General features: G+C 60.1%; 21 protein-coding genes and 1 pseudogene. 13 read left to right on the top strand and 9 right to left on the bottom strand.

The genetic code is table 11. The features are described from left to right. Nucleotides 1-206: 206 nt before the first annotated feature. The 11 genes from hpaE to AWT75_RS11965 all read left to right on the top strand — a co-directional run bounded on the left by hpaE (nucleotide 207) and on the right by AWT75_RS11965 (nucleotide 12791). Complete coding sequence (gene hpaE / locus AWT75_RS12015) at nucleotides 207-1667, top strand: 5-carboxymethyl-2-hydroxymuconate semialdehyde dehydrogenase (protein ID WP_062789321.1); 1461 nt, start codon at nucleotides 207-209, stop codon at nucleotides 1665-1667. A gap of 133 nt (nucleotides 1668-1800) precedes the next feature. Then, nucleotides 1801-2649, top strand: a complete 849-nt coding sequence (gene hpaD / locus AWT75_RS12010; protein ID WP_062789320.1) for a 3,4-dihydroxyphenylacetate 2,3-dioxygenase — start codon at nucleotides 1801-1803, stop codon at nucleotides 2647-2649. Nucleotides 2650-2710: 61 nt separating this feature from the next. Continuing rightward, the gene (locus AWT75_RS12005) at nucleotides 2711-3091 is read left to right on the top strand and encodes a 5-carboxymethyl-2-hydroxymuconate Delta-isomerase (RefSeq protein WP_045847046.1); all 381 of its coding nucleotides are present in this window, start codon (nucleotides 2711-2713) and stop codon (nucleotides 3089-3091) included. 6 nt (nucleotides 3092-3097) lie between these two features. Further along, on the top strand, nucleotides 3098-4291 hold the full coding sequence (locus tag AWT75_RS12000) for a Bcr/CflA family multidrug efflux MFS transporter (RefSeq protein WP_062789319.1): 1194 nt from the start codon (nucleotides 3098-3100) through the stop codon (nucleotides 4289-4291). Continuing rightward, nucleotides 4288-5751, top strand: coding sequence for an NAD-dependent succinate-semialdehyde dehydrogenase (locus tag AWT75_RS11995; RefSeq protein ID WP_062789318.1), 1464 nt, complete (start codon nucleotides 4288-4290; stop codon nucleotides 5749-5751). Before AWT75_RS12000 ends, AWT75_RS11995 begins: the two co-directional genes overlap by 4 nt. A 9-nt stretch (nucleotides 5752-5760) precedes the next feature. Then, on the top strand, nucleotides 5761-6564 hold the full coding sequence (gene hpaH / locus AWT75_RS11990; RefSeq protein ID WP_045847043.1) for a 2-oxo-hept-4-ene-1,7-dioate hydratase: 804 nt from the start codon (nucleotides 5761-5763) through the stop codon (nucleotides 6562-6564). Between the two features lie 132 nt (nucleotides 6565-6696). Further along, the gene (gene hpaI / locus AWT75_RS11985) at nucleotides 6697-7497 is read left to right on the top strand and encodes a 4-hydroxy-2-oxoheptanedioate aldolase (protein WP_062789317.1); all 801 of its coding nucleotides are present in this window, start codon (nucleotides 6697-6699) and stop codon (nucleotides 7495-7497) included. A gap of 209 nt (nucleotides 7498-7706) precedes the next feature. Continuing rightward, nucleotides 7707-9050, top strand: a complete 1344-nt coding sequence (gene hpaX, locus AWT75_RS11980; RefSeq protein WP_082696080.1) for a 4-hydroxyphenylacetate permease — start codon at nucleotides 7707-7709, stop codon at nucleotides 9048-9050. A 108-nt stretch (nucleotides 9051-9158) separates the two neighbouring features. Then, complete coding sequence (locus AWT75_RS11975) at nucleotides 9159-10337, top strand: porin (RefSeq protein WP_153013317.1); 1179 nt, start codon at nucleotides 9159-9161, stop codon at nucleotides 10335-10337. 313 nt (nucleotides 10338-10650) lie between these two features. Beyond that, on the top strand, nucleotides 10651-11817 hold the full coding sequence (locus tag AWT75_RS11970; RefSeq protein WP_062789315.1) for a p-hydroxyphenylacetate 3-hydroxylase oxygenase component: 1167 nt from the start codon (nucleotides 10651-10653) through the stop codon (nucleotides 11815-11817). A gap of 35 nt (nucleotides 11818-11852) precedes the next feature. Then, complete coding sequence (locus AWT75_RS11965) at nucleotides 11853-12791, top strand: p-hydroxyphenylacetate 3-hydroxylase reductase component (protein ID WP_131355165.1); 939 nt, start codon at nucleotides 11853-11855, stop codon at nucleotides 12789-12791. A gap of 76 nt (nucleotides 12792-12867) precedes the next feature. Here AWT75_RS11965 and AWT75_RS11960 read toward each other — a convergent pair whose 3' ends face one another. Beyond that, the gene (locus tag AWT75_RS11960) at nucleotides 12868-13689 is read right to left on the bottom strand and encodes an Hpt domain-containing response regulator (protein WP_062789313.1); all 822 of its coding nucleotides are present in this window, start codon (nucleotides 13687-13689) and stop codon (nucleotides 12868-12870) included. A 340-nt stretch (nucleotides 13690-14029) separates the two neighbouring features. On the opposite strand from AWT75_RS11960, the gene AWT75_RS11955 reads away from it, so the two are divergent. Beyond that, nucleotides 14030-15160: a succinylglutamate desuccinylase/aspartoacylase family protein gene (locus tag AWT75_RS11955; protein WP_062789312.1), complete on the top strand. Its 1131-nt coding sequence runs from the start codon at nucleotides 14030-14032 to the stop codon at nucleotides 15158-15160. Here the strand turns inward: AWT75_RS11955 and AWT75_RS23510 are convergent. From AWT75_RS23510 to putA, 4 genes and pseudogenes are all read right to left on the bottom strand, one after another. Further along, nucleotides 15149-15532 carry a cysteine-rich CWC family protein gene (locus AWT75_RS23510; RefSeq protein ID WP_062789311.1) on the bottom strand — a complete coding sequence of 128 codons (384 nt, stop codon included), beginning with the start codon at nucleotides 15530-15532 and terminating at the stop codon, nucleotides 15149-15151. The two genes, AWT75_RS11955 and AWT75_RS23510, sit on opposite strands and share 12 nt — an antisense overlap. A gap of 290 nt (nucleotides 15533-15822) precedes the next feature. After that, a complete protein-coding gene (locus tag AWT75_RS11945) occupies nucleotides 15823-16566 on the bottom strand; it encodes a metallophosphoesterase (RefSeq protein WP_062789310.1) in 744 nt (247 codons plus the stop codon). A gap of 138 nt (nucleotides 16567-16704) precedes the next feature. Further along, nucleotides 16705-17934: a branched-chain amino acid ABC transporter substrate-binding protein gene (locus AWT75_RS11940; RefSeq protein WP_062789309.1), complete on the bottom strand. Its 1230-nt coding sequence runs from the start codon at nucleotides 17932-17934 to the stop codon at nucleotides 16705-16707. A gap of 207 nt (nucleotides 17935-18141) precedes the next feature. Beyond that, nucleotides 18142-21736 (bottom strand): annotated as a pseudogene (gene putA, locus AWT75_RS11935) (trifunctional transcriptional regulator/proline dehydrogenase/L-glutamate gamma-semialdehyde dehydrogenase). Between the two features lie 292 nt (nucleotides 21737-22028). Here putA and AWT75_RS11930 point away from each other — a divergent pair. Continuing rightward, the gene (locus AWT75_RS11930; RefSeq protein WP_062789344.1) at nucleotides 22029-22382 is read left to right on the top strand and encodes a DsrE/DsrF/TusD sulfur relay family protein; all 354 of its coding nucleotides are present in this window, start codon (nucleotides 22029-22031) and stop codon (nucleotides 22380-22382) included. 68 nt (nucleotides 22383-22450) lie between these two features. Here AWT75_RS11930 and AWT75_RS11925 read toward each other — a convergent pair whose 3' ends face one another. The 4 genes from AWT75_RS11925 to AWT75_RS21300 form a co-directional block, all read right to left on the bottom strand. Then, entirely contained in the window at nucleotides 22451-22777 is a 327-nt protein-coding gene (locus tag AWT75_RS11925) for a BON domain-containing protein (protein ID WP_153013316.1), read from the bottom strand. A 241-nt stretch (nucleotides 22778-23018) separates the two neighbouring features. After that, the gene (locus AWT75_RS11920) at nucleotides 23019-24365 is read right to left on the bottom strand and encodes a sigma 54-interacting transcriptional regulator (protein WP_045847032.1); all 1347 of its coding nucleotides are present in this window, start codon (nucleotides 24363-24365) and stop codon (nucleotides 23019-23021) included. Beyond that, nucleotides 24362-24874: a hypothetical protein gene (locus AWT75_RS11915; RefSeq protein WP_153013315.1), complete on the bottom strand. Its 513-nt coding sequence runs from the start codon at nucleotides 24872-24874 to the stop codon at nucleotides 24362-24364. Before AWT75_RS11915 ends, AWT75_RS11920 begins: the two co-directional genes overlap by 4 nt. Nucleotides 24875-24886: 12 nt before the next feature. Further along, on the bottom strand, nucleotides 24887-26296 hold the full coding sequence (locus AWT75_RS21300) for a sensor histidine kinase (RefSeq protein WP_153013314.1): 1410 nt from the start codon (nucleotides 26294-26296) through the stop codon (nucleotides 24887-24889). Nucleotides 26297-26529 lie beyond the last annotated feature (233 nt).

Raw genomic sequence — 26529 nt, 5'->3', positions numbered from 1 at the left:
ACTGGCCCCGGCAAAGCCGGGCCTTTCAACAAACTGATTGATTCCGCAGCCTTTCCATCTATTCCCAATCCCTTTGGCCTTGCCCTGCCAATTGAAGAAGGGCGCCTCGCTTTCTGCTTAGAAAGCGAGAGGGGGTTGTCAATAATCGGCTGAACGATTACCCGGCGCAGCCCGGTAGACGGCGCGCCTGCACAGGAGAACACAAGATGATCAAGCACTGGATCAACGGCCGTGAGGTCGAGAGCAAGGAAGTCTTTGAAACCGTCAACCCGGCCACCGGGGAGGTTATTACCGAAGTCGCCTCCGGCGGTGCCGACGAAATCAACGCCGCCGTGGCCGCCGCCAAGGAAGCCTTTCCCAAGTGGGCCGGCACCCCGGCCAAGGAACGCGCCAGGATCATGCGCCGTCTGGGCGAGCTGATCGACCAGAACGTGCCCATGCTGGCCGAGCTGGAAACACTGGACACCGGCCTGCCGATTCACCAGACCAAAAACGTGCTGATTCCGCGTGCCTCGCACAACTTCGACTTCTTCGCCGAAGTGTGTACCCGCATGAACGGCCACAGCTACCCGGTGGACGACAGCATGCTCAATTACACGCTGTACCAGCCGGTGGGCGTGTGCGGTCTGGTGTCGCCGTGGAATGTGCCCTTCATGACCGCCACCTGGAAAACCGCGCCCTGCCTGGCACTGGGCAATACTGCCGTGCTGAAGATGTCCGAGCTGTCGCCGCTCACGGCAAACGAGCTGGGCCGTCTGGCGCTGGAAGCCGGTGTGCCGCCCGGCGTGTTCAATGTGGTGCAGGGCTATGGCGCCACCGCGGGGGATGCGCTGGTGCGCCATCCGGATGTACGCGCGGTGTCGTTTACCGGCGGCACCGCCACCGGCAAGCGCATCATGCAGAATGCCGGGCTGAAGAAGTTTTCCATGGAGCTGGGCGGCAAGTCGCCGGTGCTGATTTTTGCCGATGCCGATCTGGACCGCGCACTGGACGCCGCGCTGTTCACCATCTTCTCGCTCAATGGCGAACGCTGCACTGCGGGCAGCCGCATTTTCATCCAGCGCCCGGTGTACGACAAGTTTGTCGAGGAATTCGCCGCGCGCGCCAAGCGCCTGATCGTCGGCGATCCGCAAGACCCGAAAACCCAGGTTGGCTCCATGATCACCCCGCAGCACTACGACAAGGTCACCGGCTATATCCGCATCGGCATGGAAGAAGGCGCCCGGCTGGTGGCCGGTGGTCTGGAACGCCCGGCCGGCCTGCCCGCCCATCTGGCACGTGGCAACTTCATCCAGCCCACGGTGTTTGCCGATGTGGACAACCGCATGCGCATTGCGCAGGAAGAAATCTTCGGCCCGGTGGTGTGCCTGATGCCGTTTGACGACGAAGCCGATGCGCTGCGCCTGGCCAACGATGTGGAATACGGCCTGGCGTCCTATATCTGGACCCAGGACATCGGCAAGGCCCACCGTCTGGCCCGTGGCATCGAAGCCGGCATGGTGTTCATCAACAGCCAGAACGTGCGCGACCTGCGCCAGCCCTTTGGCGGTGTGAAAGCCTCCGGCACCGGGCGCGAGGGGGGCGAATACAGCTTCGAGGTGTTTGCCGAAATCAAGAACGTCTGCATTTCGATGGGTGGGCATCACATCCCGCGCTGGGGCCTGTAAGCGCAGTGCCGCTGCGCTGTTTTGTTAGCCGCTCTTAAAACAACAGATGGTCAGGGCGCCACAGAACGCCCGGCCTCTTGGCTGTGGCACACATCAATGCCCACTGCCCTCACGACTACAAAGGAGACACTCCATGGGACAACTCGCCCTGGCGGCCAAGATCACGCATGTGCCGTCGATGTATCTTTCCGAACTACCCGGCCAGCACCAAGGCTGCCGTCAGGCCGCCATCGACGGCCACAAGGAAATCGGCCGCCGCTGCCGCGAACTGGGGGTGGACACCATCGTGGTGTTCGATACCCACTGGCTGGTGAACTCCGGCTACCACGTCAATTGCGCCCCGGCGTTTGAAGGTGTCTACACCTCCAACGAACTGCCGCACTTCATCAAGAACCTGCCCTATGCCTATCCGGGCAATCCGGCACTGGGCCAGTTGCTGGCCGATGCCGCCACCAAGGCCGGGGTACACACCCGTGCCCACGATGCCACCACGCTGGCACTGGAGTACGGCACGCTGGTGCCGATGCGCTACATGAATGCCGACCAGCATTTCAAGGTGGTGTCGGTGTCCGCCATGTGCACGGTGCACAACCTGGCCGACAGCGCCCGGCTGGGCATGGCCATGCGTCATGCGGTGGAAGAACAGTACGACGGCAAGGTGGCCTTCCTGGCCAGCGGTTCACTGTCGCACCGCTTTGCCCAGAACGGTGTGGCCGAGCAATACCTGCACAAGGTATGGAGCCCCTTCCTCGAAACCTTCGACCACGAAGTGGTGGCCATGTGGCAGCGCGGCGACTGGAAAACCTTCTGCGCCATGCTGCCGGAGTATGCGGAAAAGTGTCATGGCGAAGGCTTCATGCACGACACCGCCATGCTGCTGGGCGCGCTGGGCTGGGACGAATACCAGGGCAAGGCCGAGGTGATCACGCCTTACTTTGGCAGCTCCGGCACCGGCCAGATCAACGTGGTACTTCCCGTCTGATTGCTTGCCCAACACGGCCAGCCCTGCCCCGGCAGGCTGGCAGTTTTCCCCGGAGAATTCCATGCCGCATTTCATCGTCGAATGTACCGACAATATCCGCGAGCAGGCCGACTTGCCCGGCCTGTTCGAAAAAGCCCATGCCTACCTGATTGGCACCGGTCTGTATCCGGTGGCGGGCATCCGCAGCCGCGCCATCTGGCTGGACACCTGGCGCATGGCCGATGGCGAGGCCGACTACGCCTTTGTTCACATGAGCCTGAAAATCGGCCACGGCCGCACGTTTGAAGAACGCGAGCGCACCGCCGAGGGCCTGTTTGCGCTGATCAAGCAGCACTTTGCCCCGCTGTTCGATGCCCGCTACCTGGCCCTCACTTTTGAACTGAGCGAGCTGGACGCCAGACTCAGCTACAAGCACAACAACGTCCATCAGCGCTTCAGATAAACCGCCATGCATACCGCAAGTCAGGCACAGCAACAGGTGCGGCTGATCGTGCTGCTGGGAGTACTGGTGGCCTTCGGCCCGCTGTCCATCGACATGTATCTGCCCGCCCTGCCCGCTATTGCGGCGGATCTGGCCGCGCCGGTGGCACGCATCCAGCTGACCATAGGCAGCTTTCTGGCCGGCTTTTGCGGCGGCATGCTGCTGTACGGCCCGCTGTCCGACCGCTATGGCCGCCGCCCGGTATTGCTGACCGGCCTCAGCCTGTATGTGCTGGCCAGCCTGGCTTGCGCTGCGGCGCAAACGGCAGAACAGCTGATTGCCCTGCGCGTGCTGCAGGCCATGGGCGGCGGCGCGGCCACGGTGATGGCGCGCGCCATCGTGCGCGATGCCTTTCCGCTGACGGAGGCCAGCCATGTGCTGACGCTGATGCAGCAGATCACCATGATCGCCCCCTTGCTGGCACCGCTGCTGGGTGGCTGGCTGTTGCTACTGGCCGGTTGGCGCAGCCTGTTTCTGTTGCTGGCGCTGATTGGCGCGGCATCGCTGGCCGTGGTGGCACTGCGTCTGCCGGAAAGCCACCCGCCCAGTGGCCGCAGCGACATCACGCTGGGCAAAGCCTTCCGTGCCTATGGCCACCTGCTGCAACACCTGCCCACCATGGGCTACAGCCTGGCGCTGGGCCTGAGCTTTGGCGCGATGTTCGCCTACATCACCGGCTCGCCCTTTGTGTACATCCAGTACTTCGGCGTGGCCGCGCAGCATTACGGCTATCTGTTCGGGCTGAATATCGTCGCCATCGTGCTGTTCAGCCAGCTCAACCGCTACCTGCTGCGACGGCATGCCATCGACAGCCTGCTGCAATGGGAATGCGGTGTGGTGGCGCTGGCCGGGCTGGCGTTGTGGCTGCTGGGCGCGCACAGCCTGTGGCTGACCGTGCTGCCACTGCTGTTCAGCGTGGGAATGACCGGCAGCATCGGCCCCAATGCCATGGCGCGGCTCTTGCAATTGCATGCCGACCGGGCCGGTGCGGTGATGGCGCTGGCGGTATCCGGCCAGTTTGGCTGCGGCATGCTGGCCAGCGCACTGGTGGCCAGCCTGTTTGACGGCAGCCCGCGCGCCATGTGCCTGCTGGTGATGGCCTGCGGTGTCGCCGCCTGGCTGAGTCTGCAATTGATCCGTTTTTCCCGGAAACCGACATGAACTCCCAATCCCGCCCATCCGCGCCCCTGCTGCGTGAACAGGCTTATATCAACGGCCAATGGCTATCCGGCGCGCAACAGTTTGCCGTGCACAACCCGGCCAACGGCACACTGCTGGCCCAGGTGGCCGATCTGGGCGCAGCAGAAACCTGCACGGCCATTAAGGCCGCCCATGCTGCCCTGCCCGCCTGGCGCGCACTGAGCGCACAGCAGCGCGCCACCGTGCTGCTGCGCTGGCATGCGCTGATCCTGCAACACCAGCAGGAGCTGGCGGCGCTGATCAGCCAGGAGCAAGGCAAACCGCCAGCCGAGAGCACCGGCGAAATTGCCTACGGTGCCAGCTATATCGAATGGTTTGCCGAGGAGGGGAAACGGGTTTACGGCGAAGTGATTCCCAGCCCCTTTGCCGACAAGCGCCTGCTCACCGTGCGCCAGGGCGTGGGCGTGGTGGCGGCCATTACGCCGTGGAATTTCCCGCACGCCATGATTACCCGCAAGGTGGCCCCGGCGCTGGCCGCCGGCTGTACCGTGGTGCTGAAACCGGCCGCCGAAACGCCCTTGTCCGCGCTGGCACTGGCGGTACTGGCCGAGCAGGCTGGCCTGCCGCCCGGCGTATTCAATGTCGTCACAGGTACCGATGCGGTGGCCATCGGCGCTGAACTGACCGGCAGCCCGCTGGTGCGGGCGCTGAGCTTCACCGGCTCCACCGCTGTCGGCAAATTGCTGATGCGCCAGTGCGCCGACACGGTGAAAAAACTGGGGCTGGAGCTGGGCGGTAATGCCCCTTTCATCGTGTTTGACGATGCCGATCTGGATGCCGCCGTGCAGGGCGCGCTGTTTGCCAAATTCCGCAACAGCGGCCAAACCTGTGTCTGCGCCAACCGCCTGCTGGTGCAGGACGGCATCTACGATGCCTTTGCCGCCAGACTCGCCGCTGCCGTGGCCGCGTTACAGGTTGGCCCGGCCAGTGAGCCCGGCATGCAGCAAGGCCCGCTGATCAGCCAGGCCGCGGTGGCCAAGGTGCAGCGCCATATAGCCAACGCCGTCAGCCTGGGCGCAAGGGTGCTCAGCGGCGGTGCGCCGCATGCACGCGGCGGCAACTTCTTCCAGCCCACCGTGCTGGCTGATGTCACCGAACAGATGCTGGTGGCACAGGAAGAAACCTTCGGTCCGCTGGCTCCGCTGATCCGCTTTCACGACGAAGCCGAGGCCATCCGTCTGGCCAATAGCGGCGAGTCGGGCCTCGCCGCCTACTTCTACAGCCGTGATGTCGGCCGTTGCTGGCGGGTGGCCGAAGCCATCGAAGCGGGGATGGTGGGCATCAACGAAGGGGCCATTTCCACCGCTGTCGCCCCGTTTGGCGGCATCAAGCAGTCCGGGCTGGGCCGTGAAGGTGGACGGCTGGGGCTGGAAGAATTCATGGAAACCAAATACCTGTGCTTTGGCGGCATCGCCAACTGAGGAGACCACATGCTGACGCAAGACATCATCCACACTACCGCCCGCCGCCTGCATCAGGCCGAACAGCAACGCGAGCAGATCCGCCAGATTTCGCTGGACTACCCGGACATCACTATTGAAGACGCCTATGCCATCCAGCGCTGCTGGGTGGAGATGAAACTGGCAGAAGGCAGGACGATCAAGGGCCACAAGATCGGTCTGACTTCGCGTGCCATGCAGATGTCCTCGCAGATCAACGAACCGGACTACGGCACCCTGCTGGACGACATGTTCTTCAATGATGGCAGCGACATTCCCACCAGCCGCTTCATTGTGCCGCGGGTGGAAGTGGAGCTGGCCTTCATCCTGGGCAAGGAGCTGAAAGGCCCGGACATCACCCTGTTCGATGTGTATCAGGCCACCGACTTTGTCATTCCGGCACTGGAAATCATCGACGCACGCAGCCAGTCCATCGACCCGGCATCCGGTCGCCCGCGCAAGGTGTTCGACACCATTTCCGACAACGCCGCCAATGCCGGCGTGGTGATGGGCGGCCGCCCGGTAAAGCCGTCCGAGCTGGACCTGCGCTGGGTATCTGCGCTGATGTACCGCAACGGGGTGATCGAGGAATCCGGCGTAGCTGCCGCAGTACTGAATCACCCGGCCAATGGCGTGGCCTGGCTGGCCAACAAGCTGGCGCCGTTTGATGTCAGCCTCAAGCCCGGCCAGGTGATTCTGGGTGGCTCCTTCACCCGCCCGGTGCCGGCGCGGGCTGGCGATACCTTCCATGTGGACTATGGGCCGCTGGGTGCCATCAGCTGCCGCTTTGTTTAGATCAGCGAACAAAAACCCTGCTGCTGCGTTGCGCCTCCTGGCCGTACTCCTTGTACTGTCTGCGTCGGCGCGCCTTGCATCAGGGGCGCTGCGCTATTTTGTTAGCTGCTCTTGCTTTTTAAGGAAAATTCCATGCAGAACCCATCCAACCGCTTCAAGGCTGCGCTGAAAAACGGCGAAGTGCAGATCGGCCTGTGGCTGAGCCTGGCCAGCCCCTACAGCGCCGAGCTGCTGGCCGGTGCCGGTTTCGACTGGCTGCTGATCGACGGCGAACACGCGCCCAACACACTTACCGACATGCTGGGCCAGTTGCAGGCCATCGCCCCCTACCCCAGCCACCCGGTGGTGCGCCCGGTGTGGAACGACCCGGTGCGCATCAAGCAGATTCTGGACATTGGCGCGCAAACCCTGCTGCTGCCTATGGTACAGACCGCCGAAGAAGCGGCACTGGCGGTAGCCTCCACCCGCTATCCACCGCATGGCATCCGCGGGGTAGGCAGCGCCATTGCCCGCGCCTCGCGCTGGAACCGCATCGAGGGCTACCTCAAGCAGGCTGAACAAGAGCTGTGCGTACTGGTGCAGATCGAAACCCGTCAGGGCCTTAACAATCTGGATGCCATTGCCGCCACACCCGGCGTGGATGGCGTGTTCATCGGCCCGGCAGATTTATCCGCCGACATGGGCTATCTGGGCCAGCCTGCCCACCCGGAAGTGCAAGCCGCCATCGAACAGGCCATCGCCCGCATCCGCGCCCAGGGCAAGGCGGCCGGCATCCTGATGGCTGATGAAAAACTGGCCCGTCACTATATCGAGCTTGGCGCGCAGTTTGTCGCCGTGGGCGTGGACAGCACCGTGCTGGCGCGCAGTGCCGAAGCACTGGCCGGCCGCTTCAAGTCCGGTGGCCAGCAAGCCGGTGCCAGTGGCGTGTACTGAAACAAAACCGGGCAGCCCGCCGGGCTGTCCGCTGGCACTGTGTCCAGCCACCAGATAATTAATATATTCAATTAACCACAACCGGAAGGACCGCACAGCCACATCGCACACCGCAGCAAGGCAACAAGGTGATCTGCCAGCAAGAGCAGGCACCACGACAAAGGACAACACGCCGGAACGCTCCCGGCACGATAAATGAGGAGAAGTGCATGAGTCTGGATAAAGCCACGGCCTGCCACACCGCGCCCGACCTGATGGATCAGGCGCACAAGCACGACACACAGCAAGAACAGCGGGTAATCCGCAAAGTCTCCGGACGCCTGATCTGGTTTCTGTTCATCCTGTTCGTATTTTCCTTTCTGGACCGCATCAACATCGGCTTTGCCGGCCTCACCATGGCCAAAAGCCTGAACCTGACGGCCACCATGTTCGGCTTTGCCGCCACCATTTTTTACATCACCTACGTGTTGTGCGGCATCCCCAGCAACATGATGCTCAGCCGTATCGGTGCGCGGCGCTGGATGGCCGGCATCATGGTGGCCTGGGGCTTTGCCTCCACCGCCACCATGTTTGCCCATGACGCCACCAGCCTGTACATCCTGCGCGCACTGGTGGGCATTACCGAAGCCGGCTTCCTGCCCGGCATGCTGGTCTACCTTACCTTGTGGTTTCCACGCGTCTACCGCGCCCGCGCCAATGCCCTGTTCATGATTGCCATGCCGGTAACGGCAGCGCTGGGCTCGGTGGTATCCGGCTATCTGCTGGAAATGGACGGCATCTGGCAACTGGCTGGCTGGCAGTGGCTGTTTCTGGTGGAAGGCCTGCCCTCAGCCGTGCTGGGCGTGGTGGTGTGGTTTTATCTGGATGACTCGCCGGCCAAGGCAAAATGGCTCAGCCCGGAAGAAAAGCGTTGCTTGCAAGGCATGCTCGATGCCGAAGCACACCAGCCGGCCCAGCAACATTCCGGCGTAATGCACGAGCTGCTGCAACCCACGGTGCTGAAATTCGCCTTCGCCTATTTCTGCCTGGTCAACACCCTGAGCATGGTGAATATCTGGGTGCCGCAAATCGTCAAAAGCTTCAATGCCGGCAGCAGCAATGTCACCATCGGCATCCTGGCCGCCATTCCGCAGCTGGGCACCATTTTGCTGATGCTGTGGTGGGGTGCGCGTTCCGACCGCACCCAGGAGCGCAAATGGCACACCGTGCTGCCCATGCTGTTTGCCGCTGCAGGCTGGCTGCTGACCGCCTATGCCGGCGACCCGGTGGTGCGGCTGGCCGGCATCGTGATGGCATCGGCCGGTTCCTTTACCGCCATGACCATTTTCTGGACCACCCCGGACACCACGCTGTCGACCAAGGCCAAGGCGGTGGGCATTGCCCTGATCAACGCCACCGGCAATATCGGTTCGGCGCTCAGCTCCTTCGTGGTGGGCTGGCTGAAGGACATGTCGCACAGCTTCACCAGCGGCCTGTTGTATGCGGTAGCCGCCTTATTGATAGGTGCCCTGGTGTTTCTGCTGATTCCGCTGCAAAAGCCGGCCCGCCACTGAACCATTAACCCTTCCCTATTTACCTGCACGGTGTCCGGCATCAAGGCCGCACACCGCGACGGCCTGCGCCTGACAATCGGCAACGCAGGCCCAAACCGGAGCCATATCATGCAAGGCAAACATTTTTGGGCAGCCCTGTTCCTGCTGCCGCTACTGGCCCACGCCGACGTCACCTTGTACGGCACGCTGGACGAAACCATCGAATCGGTCGGTACCCGTGGTGCTGCCAATGGTCAGCCCGGCAACAGCGTGCGCCGCATCAGTTCGGACAGCTCGCTGATCGGCTTCAAGGGCCGTGAAGAACTGGGCAAGGGACTGAGCGCCTACTGGCAGCTGGAGAGCAATCTGTGGCTGGACAGCGCGCCGTCCTATGCCACTTTTGGTACCCGTGACAGCTTTGTCGGCCTCGCCACGCCTGCCGGCAATGTGCAGGCCGGCCTGATCAGCCCGCCTACCCGCGTGGTGGCCGGCATGCTGGATGTCAATCAGGGCAATACCGGCATTGGCATGTCCGGCGCGCTGCTGGGCAAGCTGGGCAATATCCTGTCTGCTGACGGCCTGCTGAAGAGCTATGGCAGCGCCACCCCGGCCGACGGCAATGGCAACACCCTGGTGCGCACCAGCCCCTTCGACACCCGCCGCAAGAATGCCGTGCAGTACACCAGCCCCAGCTGGCAGGGGCTGACGGCAACCGTAGGCTATGACGCGGTGGAAACACGCGCCGCCGGTGCCAGTCATACCGCCAGCGTGTTTGACCTCGGGCTGAGCTATCGCGGTGGCCCATGGCTGCTGACCTCCGCTTACGAGCGCATCGACACCGGTGTGGATGATGCTGCCAGCAGCACAACCCAGTTCCGCCAGGTGTGGAACCTGCGCGCAGGTGGCTATTATCGTTTTGGCGAAGTCAGCCGTATCGGCCTGCTGCTTGACCACACCGATGGCAAGCTCACGCCCACGGCCGCCGCCAGTTATCAGGGCAGCAGCCTCAGCCAGAATGTGTGGTATGCCCAGGCCGTTATCGGCGTCGGCGACCATGGACGGCTGATCAGCCAGTATGGCGAGTCCGGCAAGCTGCAAGGCAGCACAGCCAGCGATAGCGGGCGGGCACGCCATGCCGAGCTGGGCTACGAATACGACCTGTCGCGTCACACCACCCTGAAAGCCCTCTATGCGCAAATCCGGAATCATGGCAGCGCCGCCTATGATTTCGGCTTCAGCAGTATTGGCAGTGTGCCTGCCGGCAGTACGGTTCACGGACTGGCCATGGGGCTGCGCCACAGCTTCTGACGCCAAACTCGCTCCAGATGGGCAGATTCTCCTTTCAGCTGCACCATCCTTGTCAGCCACTCCTTGCCGGGTGGCTGTTTTTTTGCCGCATCTGCCTTTTGGTGCAGGGTCGAATAAATCCATGAAAAGTACAGTAATCAACCTGAAACTTGTATTTCACGGCTGCAATATGGCCTACATAATGCAGTCAGCACGTCGCGCTTTTACGCGCGGCAGACGACAACAACACCAAGTGCCAGCTGGCTGCCGTATTTCATTGCTCACGGCACGAATACTTAACTTGTTAATAAAATACATGCAACAGGAGACATTCATGAGTGAGAACACACTGCTGACCCGGCTGCAGCAAATCCTGCCGGAAATCGCCGCCAACGCAGACAAGGCCGAAGCGATGCGCCAGGTGCCGGAACAAAACATCCGCCTGCTCAAAGGCATTGGCATGCATCGCGCCTTCCAGCCGAAGAAATACGGCGGGCTGGAAATCTCCCTGCCGGAATTTGCCGACTGCGTGGCCGCACTGGCCGGTGCCTGTGGCGGCACCGCCTGGGCATTCAGCCTGCTGTGCACTCACAGCCACCAGCTGGCCATGTTCTCGCAACAATTGCAGGACGAAGTATGGGCCAACAACCCGGACGCCACCGCCAGCAGCAGCATTGCCCCGTTCAGCCAGATCGAGGAAGCCGAGGGTGGCGTGTACCTGAGCGGCGAAATGGGCTGGAGCAGCGGTTGCGATCATGCCGAATGGGCCATTGTCGGCATGCGCCGCAAGAATGCCGAGGGCGAACTGGTGTACAGCTTTGGCGTGCTGCCACGCAGTGACTATGAAATCCGCGACAACTGGTTTGCCATGGGCATGAAGGGCAGCGGCTCCAAAACCCTGGTGATTCGCAATGCCTTCATCCCCAATCACCGTATCGAAGCGGCCAAGGACATGATGGAAGGACGCTCCAGCGGCTTTGGCCTGTATCCGGACAGCGATATTTTCACCACGCCGTACCGCCCCTATTTTGCCAGCGGCTTTGCCGCCATCAGCCTGGGTATTGCCGAACGGATGTTACAGGCCTTCAAGGACAAAACTGCCAACCGCGTGCGGGCCTACACCGGTGCCAGCGTCGGCACTGCCACGCCTGCCCTGATGCGCCTGGCAGAGTCCACCCACCAGGTGGCTGCCGCCCGCGCCTTGCTGGAAAAGACCTGGCAGGATCATGCAGAACACGGCCGTCGCCGTACCTACCCGGACCGCCTGACACTGGCCTACTGGCGTACCAATCAGGCTTATGCGGTCAAGATGTGCATCGAAGCGGTGGATCGTCTGTTCAGCGCCGCCGGTGCCACCAGCTGGATGGAAGGCAACGAGCTGCAACGCCTGTTCCGTGACTCGCACATGACCGGTGCCCACGCTTATACCGACTACGATGTCTGCGCCCAGATCCTTGGCCGCGAACTGATGGGACTGGAACCCGACCCCAGCATGGTCTGACACCACCCCACAACAAGCAAAACAAGGAGATGAGGATGACAAGCAAACCACCGGCCAGTGTGGATGACCCACGCCTGTTCCGCCGCGCGCTGGGTAACTTTGCCACCGGCGTCACCGTGATGACGGCCTGCGATAGCGATGGACAAAAAGTGGGCGTCACCGCCAACAGTTTCAACTCGGTATCGCTCGACCCACCGCTGATTCTCTGGAGCATAGACAAGCGCTCCGGTAGCTATCCGGTATTTGCCTCGGCCAGTCACTTTGCCGTCAATATCCTGGCAGCCGACCAGATCAGCCTGTCCAACCGCTTTGCCCGCCAGAGCGACGACCGCTTTGCCGGTGTACCGCACACGCAGGGCGCTGGTGGCGCGCCGCTGCTGGAGGACTGCGCCGCCCGCTTCGTGTGTGAACGCCATGCCATACATGATGGCGGAGATCACTGGATCATGCTGGGCAAGGTGGTGGCACTGGACGACTTTGGCCGGGCACCCCTGCTCTACCACCAGGGCAGTTATGCCATGGCATTGCCGCATGGCCTGCAGCAAAAGAAAGAAGAAAGCAGCCCGGCAGACCGGCAATGGCAAAAGCGGCTGGATGGAAATGTCTACTACCTGCTGACCCAGGCAGTACGGGCTTACCAGCAACATTACCAGCCATTGCAACTGGCCACCGGGCTGCGTACCAGCGAGGCACGCATGCTGCTGGTGATGGAACAAGGCCTGGATATGGCATCCATGCACGGCGAGGTCAACATGCCGGACCGGGAAGTGGAACAAGCCGCCCAGATGCTGATACGCAAGGAGCTGATCAGCCTGCAAGGACAGCATTATCAGCTGACCCAGCAAGGCAAGCTGCATGCCGAGGCCTTGCATGACCTGGCCGAGCAACAACAAGCCGCCATGCTGGCCAGTTTCACGCCAGATGAAATCGCCACCTTCCGCCGGATTCTGCAGGCCATCATCAGTCGGCGCTGAGCGTAATGCATCGCCATGAAAAAGAGCTGCCGGGAAACCGGCAGCTCTTTTGCTGTCATGCAGCCCTGTGATTGACTCAGGACAAGCTGCGTAATTGCCGGGCCAGCGTCTGCAAGCGCAAGTCCAGATCCGCCAGCAGTATTTCCAGCTGTTCGGCATTGCCGGTCTTGCAGATTTTCTCCTGCTGCTCGCAAGAGCGTACTACCTGCCGGGCATCAATCAGGCGCGCCGCACCCTTGATCTTGTGCAACATCTGGGCAAGGCCGTTCCAGTCCCGCTCGGCAAAACATGCCTTGGCGGCGGCAAAGTCCTGCTGGTTGCTTTCGAGCAGCTTGCTAACAAACTTCTCTATCAGATCCTGATTGCCATCAAACAAGGCAGACAGGCTGCTGGCTTCATACACCGGCAATCGTTGCATGCAGACATCCAGGCTGTAGCGCAGCAGAACGGTATGCAAAAACGGCAAGGTAACCGGTTTGGGCAGCAGGATATTGAAGCCTGCTTCCTGCGCACGTTGTTGATCCCGTTCGGAAGGGTCAGCCGATATGCCAATGGCCGGGCGCTGCTCACCCGCGGCCCGCAGCTGTTGCACCAGGTCAAACCCTCCCAGCTGCGGCATGCTCAAATCGGTCAGCAAGCAATCAAACTGCCCCTGCTGCCATTGTGCCAGCGCATCCAGTCCGTTACTGACCCCCACCACCTGGCAACCCAGTCGCAGCAACTGGCTGTTAAGCAGAAAAAGATTGGCCAGATTATCCTCTGCAACCAGTACCCGCGGTTGCAACCCTTCGGCCCACAGATCCGACTCGGGCGTGCCGGCTCCTTCGTTTGGTCCGTAAGGGCTGGAAGCAGAATCCGCCGCGCGTGCTTGCAAGCGGTGGCCGATGCACCGCCGCATTGAAATCCATTGATGATATGACATGACACTGACACCTGTTTGTGATTATCCGCCGCGTTCCAGCACGTTCAGAGGCTCAGACTGGCGCTGGCAGCGTACCGACCATGAGCCTCTCTAAGCTTAGAAAGGGCAATGCAATCACTATCCGGGTTATTTCTTAACAAACAATAGGAAATTTCTGATCATGTATCGCCAAACATCCCGACGCTGCCAAAGCCAGCATGGCAGCCCCGCACACACACCGGAGGGCAGGCATTTAGACAGCGTACGCACAACGCGCTACATTGTTGTCTGAACCATCTTCAAGCCGGCATTTGATGGCGGCATCATCGGAGCCCTCATGATTCATCACCAACATCCATTGACATCCAGTTGCCTGGGAACGCAGCGCCAGCTCTCCAGCTTTCACTTCGGCCAGCCGGGCTCCAGCGCCGGGAAGGCTTATATCCAGGCATCCTTGCATGCAGACGAGCTCCCCGGCATGCTGACCGCGTGGGAACTGAAACAGGCACTGCAAGTACTGGAACAGGAAGGAAAAATTGCCGGTGAAATCATTCTGGTACCGCAAGCCAACCCGATTGGCCACGCCCAGTCGCTGCTGGGGTATCAGCTTGGTCGCTTCGAACTGGCCAGCGGACAAAACTTCAACCGCCACTACCCGCAGCTGACCCAGGCGGTGTACGCCGCAGTCAAGCATCAGCTGGGCAAGGATGCCAAAGCCAATACCGCACTGATCCGCCAGGCCATGCGCCAACACCTGCAACAACTGGCTGAACCTACCGAGTTGGTCAGCCTGCGCAAGCAGCTGTTACTGCTGGCCGCCGATGCCGACATCGTGCTGGACCTGCACTGCGACAGCAATGCGGCCTTGCATGTCTACACCGGCACGCCCTTGTGGCCACAGTGCGAGCCACTGGCGCGCTACTTGCAATCCCATGCGCAATTGCTGGCTACCGAGTCCGGCGATTATCCGTTTGACGAAGCCTGCAGCCAGACCTGGTGGGAGCTGGAAGCACTGTGCCGCCAGGACGGCCTGGATGTGCCGATTGAAATGGCCTGCCTGTCAGTCACCGTGGAATTGCGTGGACAACATCAGGTGGCACAGGCGCTGGCGCGGCAGGACGCACGCGCCATCCTGGATTTTCTCTGCCTGCGCGGCTTGATTGCGGGCGAAGCACCGGCATTGCCACCGCTGCCCTACCCGGCCACCCCGCTGTCCGGCTCGGAAAACCTGCAGGCACCCCATCCGGGAGTGGTCAATTTCCTGCTGGCTCCCGGCACACTGGTAGCAGCAGGCCAGACCGTGGCCGAAATCATCGACCCTCTACAGGACAAGGTGGCAGTTTTGAGTTCACGCTATGGCGGCATGCTGTACGCACAGGAACTGCACCCGTATGCCACGGCGGGCATGACGGTAGCCAAGGTGGCCACCGCACAGTCATTCAAGACAGGAAAACTGCTATCGGCCTGAGGAATTGGGGGCCGCATCCCCTTGCTGACCGGAAGGAGCCTGTGCAATGGCCTGTAACAAGCAGGCCGGGCACAGGCAATCTCCGCCATCCTGCGTCATGGGCATGACATTGGGCAGACTGGCACACCAGCAGTTTTCCTCACCATCAGCAATACCACAGCGGAAGGTGTCGCCACAGCGCTGGCACTGCTTGGCCTGGGCAAGCGGCGGCAAGGACAACAAGCGGTTCCACACCGCTTTTTTTTCATAGTCGCTGAAGCCTGGCCAACCAGCTATTTCCTTTAATGTTCGCCGGCAACTCTTGCAGCTTTCCCCGGTGGCATCCAGTTGGCAACGCTGCTGACAGGGGGATGGAATGGGAGAGGTACTCATGCGGGCCGCCCGGACAGAACGCCAGTACGCCGCAGGAATGCAAAATCCGCAGGGCTGCGGTGCAGCCCGGAATGATGACGCAACAACATTGATGAAAACATAAAACAGCCTGTTACAAGGGAATGAGACTAACCCGGCACGCGGGACCAGTTACCCGAAAATCACACGACATAATAGCAGTGCAGAAAAATGCCATGAACATATAAGGCAATACATTGTTCAGGCTCAAACAACGCTTCTGCACCGACTACCCGGCAAAGAGCTTGCCCGGCAGCAATAACACAGGCAGTTCAGCTTTCCAGCATGTCAGTACCATAGCCCTTGTCGGCCACGTTCACACTATGCGTCTGCATGGTATCCAGCTGCAGCATGCTCAATTGGCGGCCGTATACGCCACCGGTATCCAGATACCAGACATTGTCGATCTGCCTGACCTGGCGCTGTGGAGTATGCCCCACACACAGCATGTACACGCCGACAACCGGCTTGCGTACCATGCCCTTGGCCCGCAAACGGCACCAGGTGATCTGGCGCAGCAGTTTGCCGCCCTCTTCTCCCCAAGGGGTGGGTAATGCCAGTTGCTGACGCAACAGGTTCCAGTCGTCCAGCGGGCAATCGGCGTGCAACAGGCCGATCAGGCCGTGCTCGCTTACCACTTCCATCGCCAGCGGCAGGCGCAAGAACGCAGAGCGGTAGGCTTGCTTGTCTTTTTCATCCAGGCAGATGAACCAGCCGCCGCCATTATTCAGGTAGCGTTCGCAGGCATCGGTTTGTGCCAGATCGAATTCCAGTGCCATCTGTTCATGATTGCCCCGTACCGCATAAAACCAGGGCTTGGCCAGCCACTCCAGCACCTGGCGCGACTCCGGGCCGCGATCCACCAGGTCGCCAACAGAAAACAGCCGGTCGCGACTGCCATCAAACACCACTTGCTCCAGTAACTGACGCAATTCGGTGAAGCATCCATGCACATCACCCACTACAAAGTCACGCCCGGCCTGATTGGCGGGCATGCTGGCAAACAACTCACTCATACACAATCACATCAGTCTTGAGAGATACAGCTTTCATTATGCACATCTGCCCCCGGTTCTGCGGGAAATTGTCGAGCAGCAGGCATGAAAAAAACGGCGCAGTGTCTGCGCCGTTTCTGAGCCAAATCAGTAAGAAAATTACTGGGCTGCGGATGCTGCAGCAGGAGCAGCAGCGCCGCCACCGATGGTTTGCATCACTTTCCACTGACCGCCTTCAACCTTGTACACGGTGATGCCGCCGTCTTTCAGGTCACCCTTGTCGTCGTAGGTCCAGTTGGAAGAAGTCACACCGGAGTACTTGATCTTGGCCAGTACCGGCAGGTAAGCCTTGGGATCGGTGGAGTTGGCATCCTTCATGGCCTGGATCAGCGCGCGGGTCGCGTCATAGCCGTACGGGGAGTAAGTGGCTACGTCGGTCTTGAAACGTGCCTTGTACTTGTCGGCATATTCCTTGCCCTTGGGCATTTGTTCCAGCGGCAGGCCAGCCAGCGAGGCGATGGAGCCTTCGGCTTCCTTGCCTGCCAGTTGCAGGAAGTTCGGGGTCTTGGTCATTTCTCCGGAGATCAGCGGAGCCTTCAGGCCCAGACGCTTCATCTGCTTGGCCATCGGGGCGGACTGGGCGTCAGCACCACCGTAGAAGATCACGTCCGGATTCACGCCCTTGATGGAGGTCAGAATGGCGGCGAAATCGGTTGCCTTGTCGTTGGTGAATTCGCGCTTGGCCACGTCGCCACCGGCAGCCTTGACGGCTTTTTCGAATTCGTCAGCCAGGCCTTGGCCGTAAGCGGTACGGTCGTCAACGATGACGATTTTCTTGGCCTTCAGGGTATCCACCACGAACTTGCCCATCACGCTACCTTGCTGGGTATCGGAGGTCATGGAACGGAAGGTGTTCTTGAAGCCTTGTGCGGTGAAGACCGGGGAAGTCGCCATGGCGATCATCGGGATGCCGGCGTCAGAGTAGATCTTGGAGGCCGGGATGGCGCAACCGGAGTTGAAGTGACCGATGATGCCGGAAACCTTGTCGTCCACCAGCTTCTGGGCCAGTTGGGTAGCGGTTTTCGGGTCGGCCTGGTCATCCTGGGCGTCCAGTTCGAAGGTCACCGGCTTGCCACCGATGGTCGGCTTCTCGGCGTTGGCATCTTCGATGGCCAGGGTCACGCCGTTTTTGTATTCTTCGCCATAGTGGGCTTGCGGGCCGGTCAGCGGAGCGGCAAAGCCGATTTTCACGGTGTCGCCACCAGCAGCGGCAGCAGCCGGAGCGGATGCGCCAGCCGGAGCGGCGGCGTCGTCTTTCTTGCCACATGCAGACAGTGCCAGAGCGGCTGCGACAGCGATGGTAACGGTAGTCAGCTTGGTGAATTGCATCTTGAATCCTCTATCTTTCGGTCTCTCCTGTCCGCTTGTGGCGGACAGATCTCATGCAGCGAGCTTGTTGTAAGTGAAAACGCTGGCGGCATTATTCCAATGCCGACAGCACATGACAAGTAGCGTGACAAAGATATCGTCACACAGCCCCGGTTTGTGACCATTCCCGCCAACAGCCGGGTTGGGCCGGGCCGGGGCTGACTGACATCAGTCGCCGATACTCATCAGGCTGGCGTTACCACCTGCTGCCGTGGTGTTGACGCTGACTGCGCGCTCCACCACCAGACGATGCAGGTTGTAGCCATCTTTGCCGGCCAGAATCAGCGGAATCAGCGCACCGTCACGTTGCGCCAGTTGCTGGCGCACGCGGGCTGCGTCTTCCCCTTCATACAGCACGGCATCCAGCGAGGCAGTCAGCACGTCTTGCGTCAGCTCGACATGGCTGCCCAGTGTGCTGGCCAACTGGCGATTGGCCGGCGAATCCGCCAGCACTGCCACGTTGCCGGTAGCCAGTACGGCCACCAGTTGTTCGGCCAGCGTTGCTCCACTGCTGGCCACGCACCCTACCTTGCCGCGCGGGGCAAAGCAGAGCGTGTTCTTTTCGCCGGTGGGTCCCGGCAGGCTTACCTGATGGGCAGCGGCGAAGCACGACCTGCCGCATCAATGCGTGCATTCAGACCACTCACGCCCATGCTGCCCGCCACGGCGGCCAGCTTGGACAGACCGGACAGATTGGCGGCCACCGGCTGCAAGGCCAGTTTGGGCGCCCATGCAGCGCGGGTCAGACGGTACAGGTAGAACGGGCCACCGGCTTTGGGGCCGGTACCGGACTTGCCTTCACCGCCGAAGGGCTGCACGCCCACCACCGCACCCACGATATTGCGGTTGACGTAGACATTGCCCACTTTGATCTTGTCGACAATATTGTTGATGGTTTCGTCGATGCGACTGTGAATGCCGTGGGTCAGGCCGTAACCGGTGCTGTTGATTTCGGCCACCACCTTGTCCAGCTGGCTGGCTTCAAAGCGCAGCACATGCAGTACCGGGCCGAACACTTCACGGGTGAGATCGGACAGGTTGTCGATTTCAAACAGCGTCGGCGGTACAAACGTCCCTTGCTGGCATTGTTCCGACAGCGGGGTCTGGTAGAACCAGCGCGCACGCTGCTTCATCTTGTCGATGTGTGCCAGCAGGCCGGCCTGGGCTTCGGCATCGATTACCGGGCCGACATCAGTACTCAGCTTGGCCGGGTTACCCACGGTCAGTTCGGCCATGGCTCCCTTGATCATGGCGATCACCTTGTCGGCGATATCGCTTTGCAGGTACAGCACGCGCAAGGCGGAACAACGCTGACCGGCCGAATCGAAGGCCGAGCTCAGTACATCGGTCACCACCTGCTCCGGCAAGGCCGAGCTGTCCACGATCATGGCGTTCTGGCCGCCGGTTTCGGCCACCAGCACCACGTCCTCGCCACGCTTGGCCAGGGTGCGGTTGATGATTTGTGCCACTTCGGTGGAGCCGGTGAAAATCACGCCCTGGATACGCGGATCGCTGGTCAGTGCAGCACCGACGATTTCGCCACGGCCCGGCAGCAGTTGCAGCACATCACGCGGCACGCCGGCTTCGTGCAGCAGACGCACGGCATAGGCGGCAATCAGGTTGGTTTGCTCGGCCGGTTTGGCCAGCACCGGGTTACCGGCGGCCAGCGAGGCGGTCACTTCACCAATGAAGATGGCCAGCGGGAAGTTCCACGGGCTGATGCACACCACCGGGCCCAGCGGCTGGTGGGTGGCATTGTCGAAATTGGCGACGATCTGGGCGGCATAGTAACGGCAGAAGTCCACCGCTTCACGCACTTCGGCAATGGCATTGCTCAGGGTCTTGCCCGCTTCGCGCACTGCCAGGCCCATCAGTGCCGGCATGTGGTCTTCCATCAGGTCGGCCATGCGGTTCAGGCAGCCAGCGCGGTCTGCCACCGGGGTATTGGCCCAGCGTGCGGCGGCAGCTTCGGCCAGTTGCAAGGCACGTTCCACATGTTCCGGCGTGGCTTCAATCACTTCACCGACGATGTCGGCGTGGTCGCCGGGTTACGTACCGGCAGCTTGTCGCCTTCGCTGATATCGGCATCGCCCAGCAGCGGGCTGGCCAGCCACTGCTGCTGTTCCGAACCTTGCAGGCCGATTTGCAGGGCGGCAAGTACATGCTCGCTGGACAGGTCCAGGCCCTTGGAATTCTGACGCTCGCTGCCATAGAGGGAAACCGGGAGGGCAATCTTGTGATGCGGCTGACCGGCATGGCTGGCGGCTTCCGCTACCTGGTCGGTCACCAGTTCGTCGATGGATACGTTTTCGTCCACGATGCGGTTGACGAAAGAGCTGTTGGCACCGTTTTCCAGCAGGCGGCGTACCAGATAAGCCAGCAGGGTTTCGTGCGAACCCACCGGCGCGTAAATACGGCAGGCCTTGCCCAGATTGTCCTTGCCCACCACCTGGTCGTACAGGGTTTCACCCATGCCGTGCAGGCACTGGAATTCGTAATCCAGGCCCTGACCCAGCTGATAAATGGCGGACAGGCTGTAGGCATTGTGGGTGGCAAACTGCGGGTAGATGGCATCCTGTGCGGCCAGCAGGCGCTTGGCACATGCCAGATAGGAAATATCGGTATACACCTTGCGCGTATACACCGGGTAGCCCGGCAGGCCATCCACCTGGGCGCGCTTGATTTCGGCATCCCAATAGGCACCCTTCACCAGACGCACCATGAAGCGGTGACCAGAACGGCGTGCCAGATCCACCAGATAATCAATAATGAAGGGGCAGCGCTTCTGGTAAGCCTGCACCACCAGACCAATACCATTCCAGCCTGCCAGGTCCTTGTCGAAAGCCAGCTGTTCCAGCAGGTCCAGCGACAGCTCCATGCGGTCGGCTTCTTCGGCATCGATATTCAGGCCGATATTGTATTGCTTGGCCAGAACCAGCAGTTCCTTGAGGCGGGCATACAGCTCGGTCATCACGCGTTCACGCTTGGCGCGGCTGTAACGCGGGTGAATGGCGGACAGTTTTACCGAAATGCCCGGACCATCGTAAATACCACGGCCGGCAGACTCTTTGCCGATGGCGTGGATTGCCATCACATAGTCTTTCATGTAGCGCTGGGCATCGTCCTCGGTCATGGCGGCTTCACCCAGCATGTCGTAGGAGAAACGATAGCCACGTGCTTCGCGCTCACGGCCATTCTCCAGCGCCTGTTCGATGGTTTCACCAGTAACGAACTGCTTGCCCAGCATGCGCATGGACATGTCCACGCCTTTGCGGATCAGCGGTTCACCGCCCTTGGCGATCAGACGGGTCATGGCAGCAGACAGGCCTTGCTCGCTGTGCGAGGAAACCAGCTTGCCGGTCACCACCAGGCCCCAGGCTGCGGCATTGACGAACAAGGAAGAGCTGTTGCCCAGGTGGGCTTTCCAGTCACCACGGGAAATCTTGTCGCGGATCAGCTTGTCGGCCGTTTCCTTGTCCGGAATACGCAGCAAGGCTTCCGCCAGGCACATCAGGGCAATGCCTTCCGCGCTATCCAGCGAAAACTCATGCATCAGGGCATCTACCCCGCTGGAGCGCGTACGCTCATGCCGCACCTGGCTGACCAGGCGACGCGCCAGGTCCTGGGTAGCGGTTACCTGTGCCGGCTGCAAAGCCGCCTGCGGCAACAAGGCCTGTACACATTCCTGTTCATCGCGACGGTATGCGGATGTAATGGCATCGCGCAAGGCGCTCTGGTTTAGGGCAAACACCTCGAATTGCATGGAAAACTCCCGATTTTGTTCGCAGCCCGGTTTATACCGGTTAAGATTTGCCTATTGTATACAATTGCATTTTTCTTTGTTCGACAATATAAAATATTCTTGCCATCAGACACCGCGTGGACGGCAACAGATCAAGGCAAATCAAGCGACTTGTCCTATTATTTGCTGCATCACCCCCACCCTATGCTGTTGCATTACCACAACGTTACCGCTTGCGAGCCAGGCCACAGCAGTAGCTACCCGGACTTCGCAGGCAGGCCAATCCACTTTGTAGTCAATGACAGGACTTGCCGTGCAGAATATTTTGCTGATCCTGAATGCCAGCCCCTATGGCAACGAACGCTGTCTGAGTGCATTACGCTTGACACTGGCCCTTGCGAGCCATGGGCAACCCAGTCGCATCAAGCTGTTTTTGCTATCAGATGCGGTCATCACCGCGCAAAACGGTCAGGGCAATTCCAATGGGCCAAGCCTGGCAGACATGCTGACCGAAGCCATGACACATGGTGTCGCCGTCCATGTTTGCCGCACCTGTGCCGAGGCGCGCGGACTGGATCAGACCCGCCTGCTACCTGGCGTGAAGATAGGCAGCATGCCGGAACTGGCCGACTGGACGCTGGAAGCCGACAAAGTCGTCAGTTTCTGAATAAAAAAAGGCCTGCCTCTCGGGGGGGAAGGCAGGCCAAAGGGCAGTTCACATCAAGCAGCAAGAAATCAAATGGGGCGTATCAACATTTCCGAACGAACCTCGCGCACCCCGGGCACATTGGCGGCAACCTCAAGCAAGTGCCGTACGGTATCGCGACTGGGGCTGGAGCCTTTCAACCACACCATTCCGGCCTTGACCGAAGGATGCACGACCGAACCCGAGCCATCGGCTAGCGGCTTCAGTACTTCATTCAGCTCCCAGGCTATTTTCTCGTCATCAGATACATGAGAAACAGCAACATGTTCGGCAATCGGGTCCATCGGCAGGCTGTCAGTTGCCATCACTGCCTGCAGCGGAAGCAATAATAAAAATATCCATGCGGAACGTTTCATTTTCATCGCACACCTCGGTACAAGAGCACTCCAGCTGCTATAGCAAAAGCCGTGCCAACCTTAGATAAGCATTTAAATTCAATGGTTTAGTAAAAAAACGCCACATACTCCGCTGCTTGTTTGTCTCAAACTGTCGCCCATCAGCGACAAGGCGAGATGGCAACAATGCTCAAGTCATTGATTAACATGAAAAAACCCCTGTCGCCATTTGGCGACAGGGGTTTTCGATCCTGATACCGGTTTAAAAGTCCTTGAACGCTGCAGCCACCAGATCATGCTTTTGCAACAAGCGGTAGAACTCGGTTCGGTTACGGTCGGCGATACGTGCAGCCACACTGGCATTGCCTGCAGTCACCCGCAGAAGCTTCTCCAGATATTCCCGTTCGAACTGGCGCCGCGCCTCTGCCAGTGTAGGAATACTGGCCATGCCGTCTGATACGGCTTTTTGCACCAGGCTTAACGGAATCAGGCCTGCGGTACTCAACACGCAGCACTGCTCGACGGCATTGGCCAGCTGGCGGATATTGCCAGACCAGCGCAAGCTGCACAGATATTCCATGGCGTCGGGAGCGAATCCGGCTACCTCCTTGCCATAACGTTCACACACCTGACTCAGGAAATGCTGCGCCAACAGCGGAATATCCTCCCGCCGTTCACTCAGGGCAGGCAATTGCAGGGTAAGGACATTCAGACGGTAAAACAGGTCTTCGCGAAACAGGCCATCACTGATCAGCAATTCCAGATCACGGTGCGTTGCCGAGATCAGCCTTACATCAACGGCGATTGGCTTGCTGGCTCCCAGCGGGCGCACTTCGCGCTCCTGCAGCACGCGTAATAGCTTGACCTGCAGGGCAAGCGGCATATCCCCGATTTCATCCAGAAACAAGGTGCCGCCATCGGCCTGGGCAATCAGCCCCTGGTGGCGCGCTGCCGCCCCGGTAAAAGCGCCTTTCTCATGACCGAACAACTCGCTCTCCAGCAAGTTATCCGGAATGGCCGCGCAATTGACTGCAATAAACGGCTTGTCTGCCCGTGGACTGGCGCGATGCAATGCCCGGGCCAGCACTTCCTTGCCGGTACCACTTTCACCGCGAATCAATACACTGGCATCCGTGACAGCAACCAGACGCGCCTCGGCCAACAGCTCATCCATCAAAGGACTGCAACTGACCACCTCTGCGCGCCAGGCATCCTGCTCATCATGCGACAAGGCAGGCGCAGACAACTGCAACGCCTGTGACACCTTGCTCAGCAAGGCGGCACTGTCAAATGGCTTCACCAGATAACCGAACACGCCGCGACTTACCGCCTCCACCGCATCAGGCACTGTGCCATGAGCAGTCAGGATGATCACCGGCAGGGACGGATAACTCCGTTTCACCTGCTCGAACAAGGCCATGCCATCCATGCCCGGCAAGCGCCAATCGGTCAGTAACACATCCGCTCTGCGCACAGCCAGGGCGCTCAGTGCGGCCTCGGCCGAAGCTGCCTTGTCCACCAGATAACCTGCTGCCTCCAGACGCAAACCAAGCAGGTGCAGCAAGTCCGCATCATCATCCACCAACAGAACACGCCCGGCATGCATCATGGTTGTATCTTCTTTTTGCTGGCCTTGTTGACCATGGATTGTTCAATCAGACGCAAGGCTTCCAGCTTGGCCGCCAGCTCATCGGCACGATGTTGCTGCTCGGCTAGCTGGGCATTGCTTCTTTGCATGGCATCCTCATGTCGCTTGCGCTCATTGAGCAGACTGCCCAGCAAGATGGACAAGCCCGACAAGCCTTCTGCCGGCTCTTGCCGCAACTGCTCATTCGCCTTGTCCAGCTGGCTGCGCAATGGCTCAATCCTGGACTCACCATTCAGCCATTGTTGTGCTACATAGCGCAGGCGCTCACCGGCGCAAGCATCTTTCCCGGGCAAGGCACTATCACGACTACGCCGCAGGCTGCCCAGGACAGCCTCTGCATCCTGACAGTTGCGTGACTGACTCTTCCAGGCAACTACCCCACCGGCATCGCGTGAGGAGTGTTCTGACCAGCCAGCACATGCCGACAACTGGCTTAACAACAGCAAGGCAAAAATATTGTTACGCGTCATGCGAATGCTCATTCAGGAAGTACATGGCCACCAGACACGGAAATGCGCCCCCTTAGCAGCAGGCAAGGATTCAACATCGCCTCCCATCAGTTGGGCAAAGGTTTTCACCATGGTCAGCCCGATACCACTACCCGGAGCCTCGCCGGCTGGAGCAGGCCCACTATAGAAGGGCTGGAAAACCAGTGTGTGATTTTCAGGCGCAATTCCTGGCCCCTGATCAATGACCGCTACCCATGTACGATCAGCCTCCCTGCCGGTCGCAACGGAAATAACACCGCCAACAGGAGAAAACCGAATAGCGTTAGAAAGAAGATTATCAATAATGGTTCGGAATTTTTCACTATCGACCGGCACCTGCAAACTATCGTGCGACATTTCCAGCGTGATGCGCTTTTGCTGCAACAAGGGACGCATGCTTGCCGCCGCATCCTCAATCAAGGCATGCAATTCATGCACACGCATATCCAGAGGCTGTGCCAGCCAGTTGGCGGCATCATGCCGCAACAAGGCATCCACCCGCTGACGTAACAAACGGGTATTGGACAAGGTGATCGCCACGATTTCCCGTTGCGAGGGCAGCAAGGGGCCGGGAATCTGGTCTTGCAGCAGTGACGATGCCTCCTGAATAGCCGCCAAGGGGGTTTTCAGCTCATGCGAGACATGACGGAAAAAATCCGCCTTATCCTCTTCCAGCCGGGCCAGTCGATGATCCAGCTCACCAAGGGCAGAAGCCAGCTGCACGATGTCGGCCGGAGCCGACATCAACCAGCTCTGACCACGCACGCCCTGAGAAAGGGCGGCAATTTTACCGCGCAGCTGCTGCAGGGGCCTGACCAGCAGCCAAGCCAGTAGTAATCCGGAAAACACGGCAAGGCATAATGACAGGATGGCCACCCGGTCAGCCTGTTGACGCTTTTCCCGCAAATTGCTGTCCCACTGCTTGCGCTGTACCTCACCCAACTGCCGGATACGTGACTCCAGCGCCGCTCCCAAACCGGACAGCGACTCATACTGTGCGGACCACGCCGAAACAGGATGTTCACCACCGTCCAGCAAGGCCAGCGATTGCTTCCCCCACTCCGATAATGCCCGTCCGAGTCTGCGCAAACCGGCATCATCCTGCCGCTCCAGCCTGGCCGCCAACTGCATCAGTGCGCTCAAGGCCTCTTTGCCAACCTGGGAATAGCTCTCCTCACGCAAAACATTCCACTGGCGTGTCGAGCGCTCAAACAGCTCACCCTGACTGGAAAATATGCGTATGGATTCGGACAGTAGCAGGGCCTGACGCTGATTCTGGTCCACTTGTTCCGCCAACTGCTGCAGATGCCACCAGGTTTGCACCAGTGCCAACGAGGGAATCAGCGTCACCACGAACAAGCTAGCAACCAACAGCGACTTGAAAGACAGATGGCGCAATAGCATGAATACTCCAGACACGAAGATGAAGCCATTGTCCAACAGCGCGGCTTGTCTTCACAAATCAAAGCAGCAGTCACTGACAGATTGACGATAATCGGGCGCATGCCAGTGCCCAAATGCACAAAGCCCAGCTCGTGTGAGCTGGGCTTCGAAGGGGGAGTCTGGCAGTGTCCTACTTTCACATGGCGAATGCCACACTATCATCGGCGCTAAGGCGTTTCACGGTCCTGTTCGGG

It is taken from the genome of Aquitalea pelogenes, assembly GCF_001515305.1.
Lineage (GTDB): Bacteria > Pseudomonadota > Gammaproteobacteria > Burkholderiales > Chromobacteriaceae > Aquitalea > Aquitalea pelogenes.
Note: the sequence above shows the minus strand (reverse complement) of the source record. Positions and strands in the feature narration are given on the sequence as shown.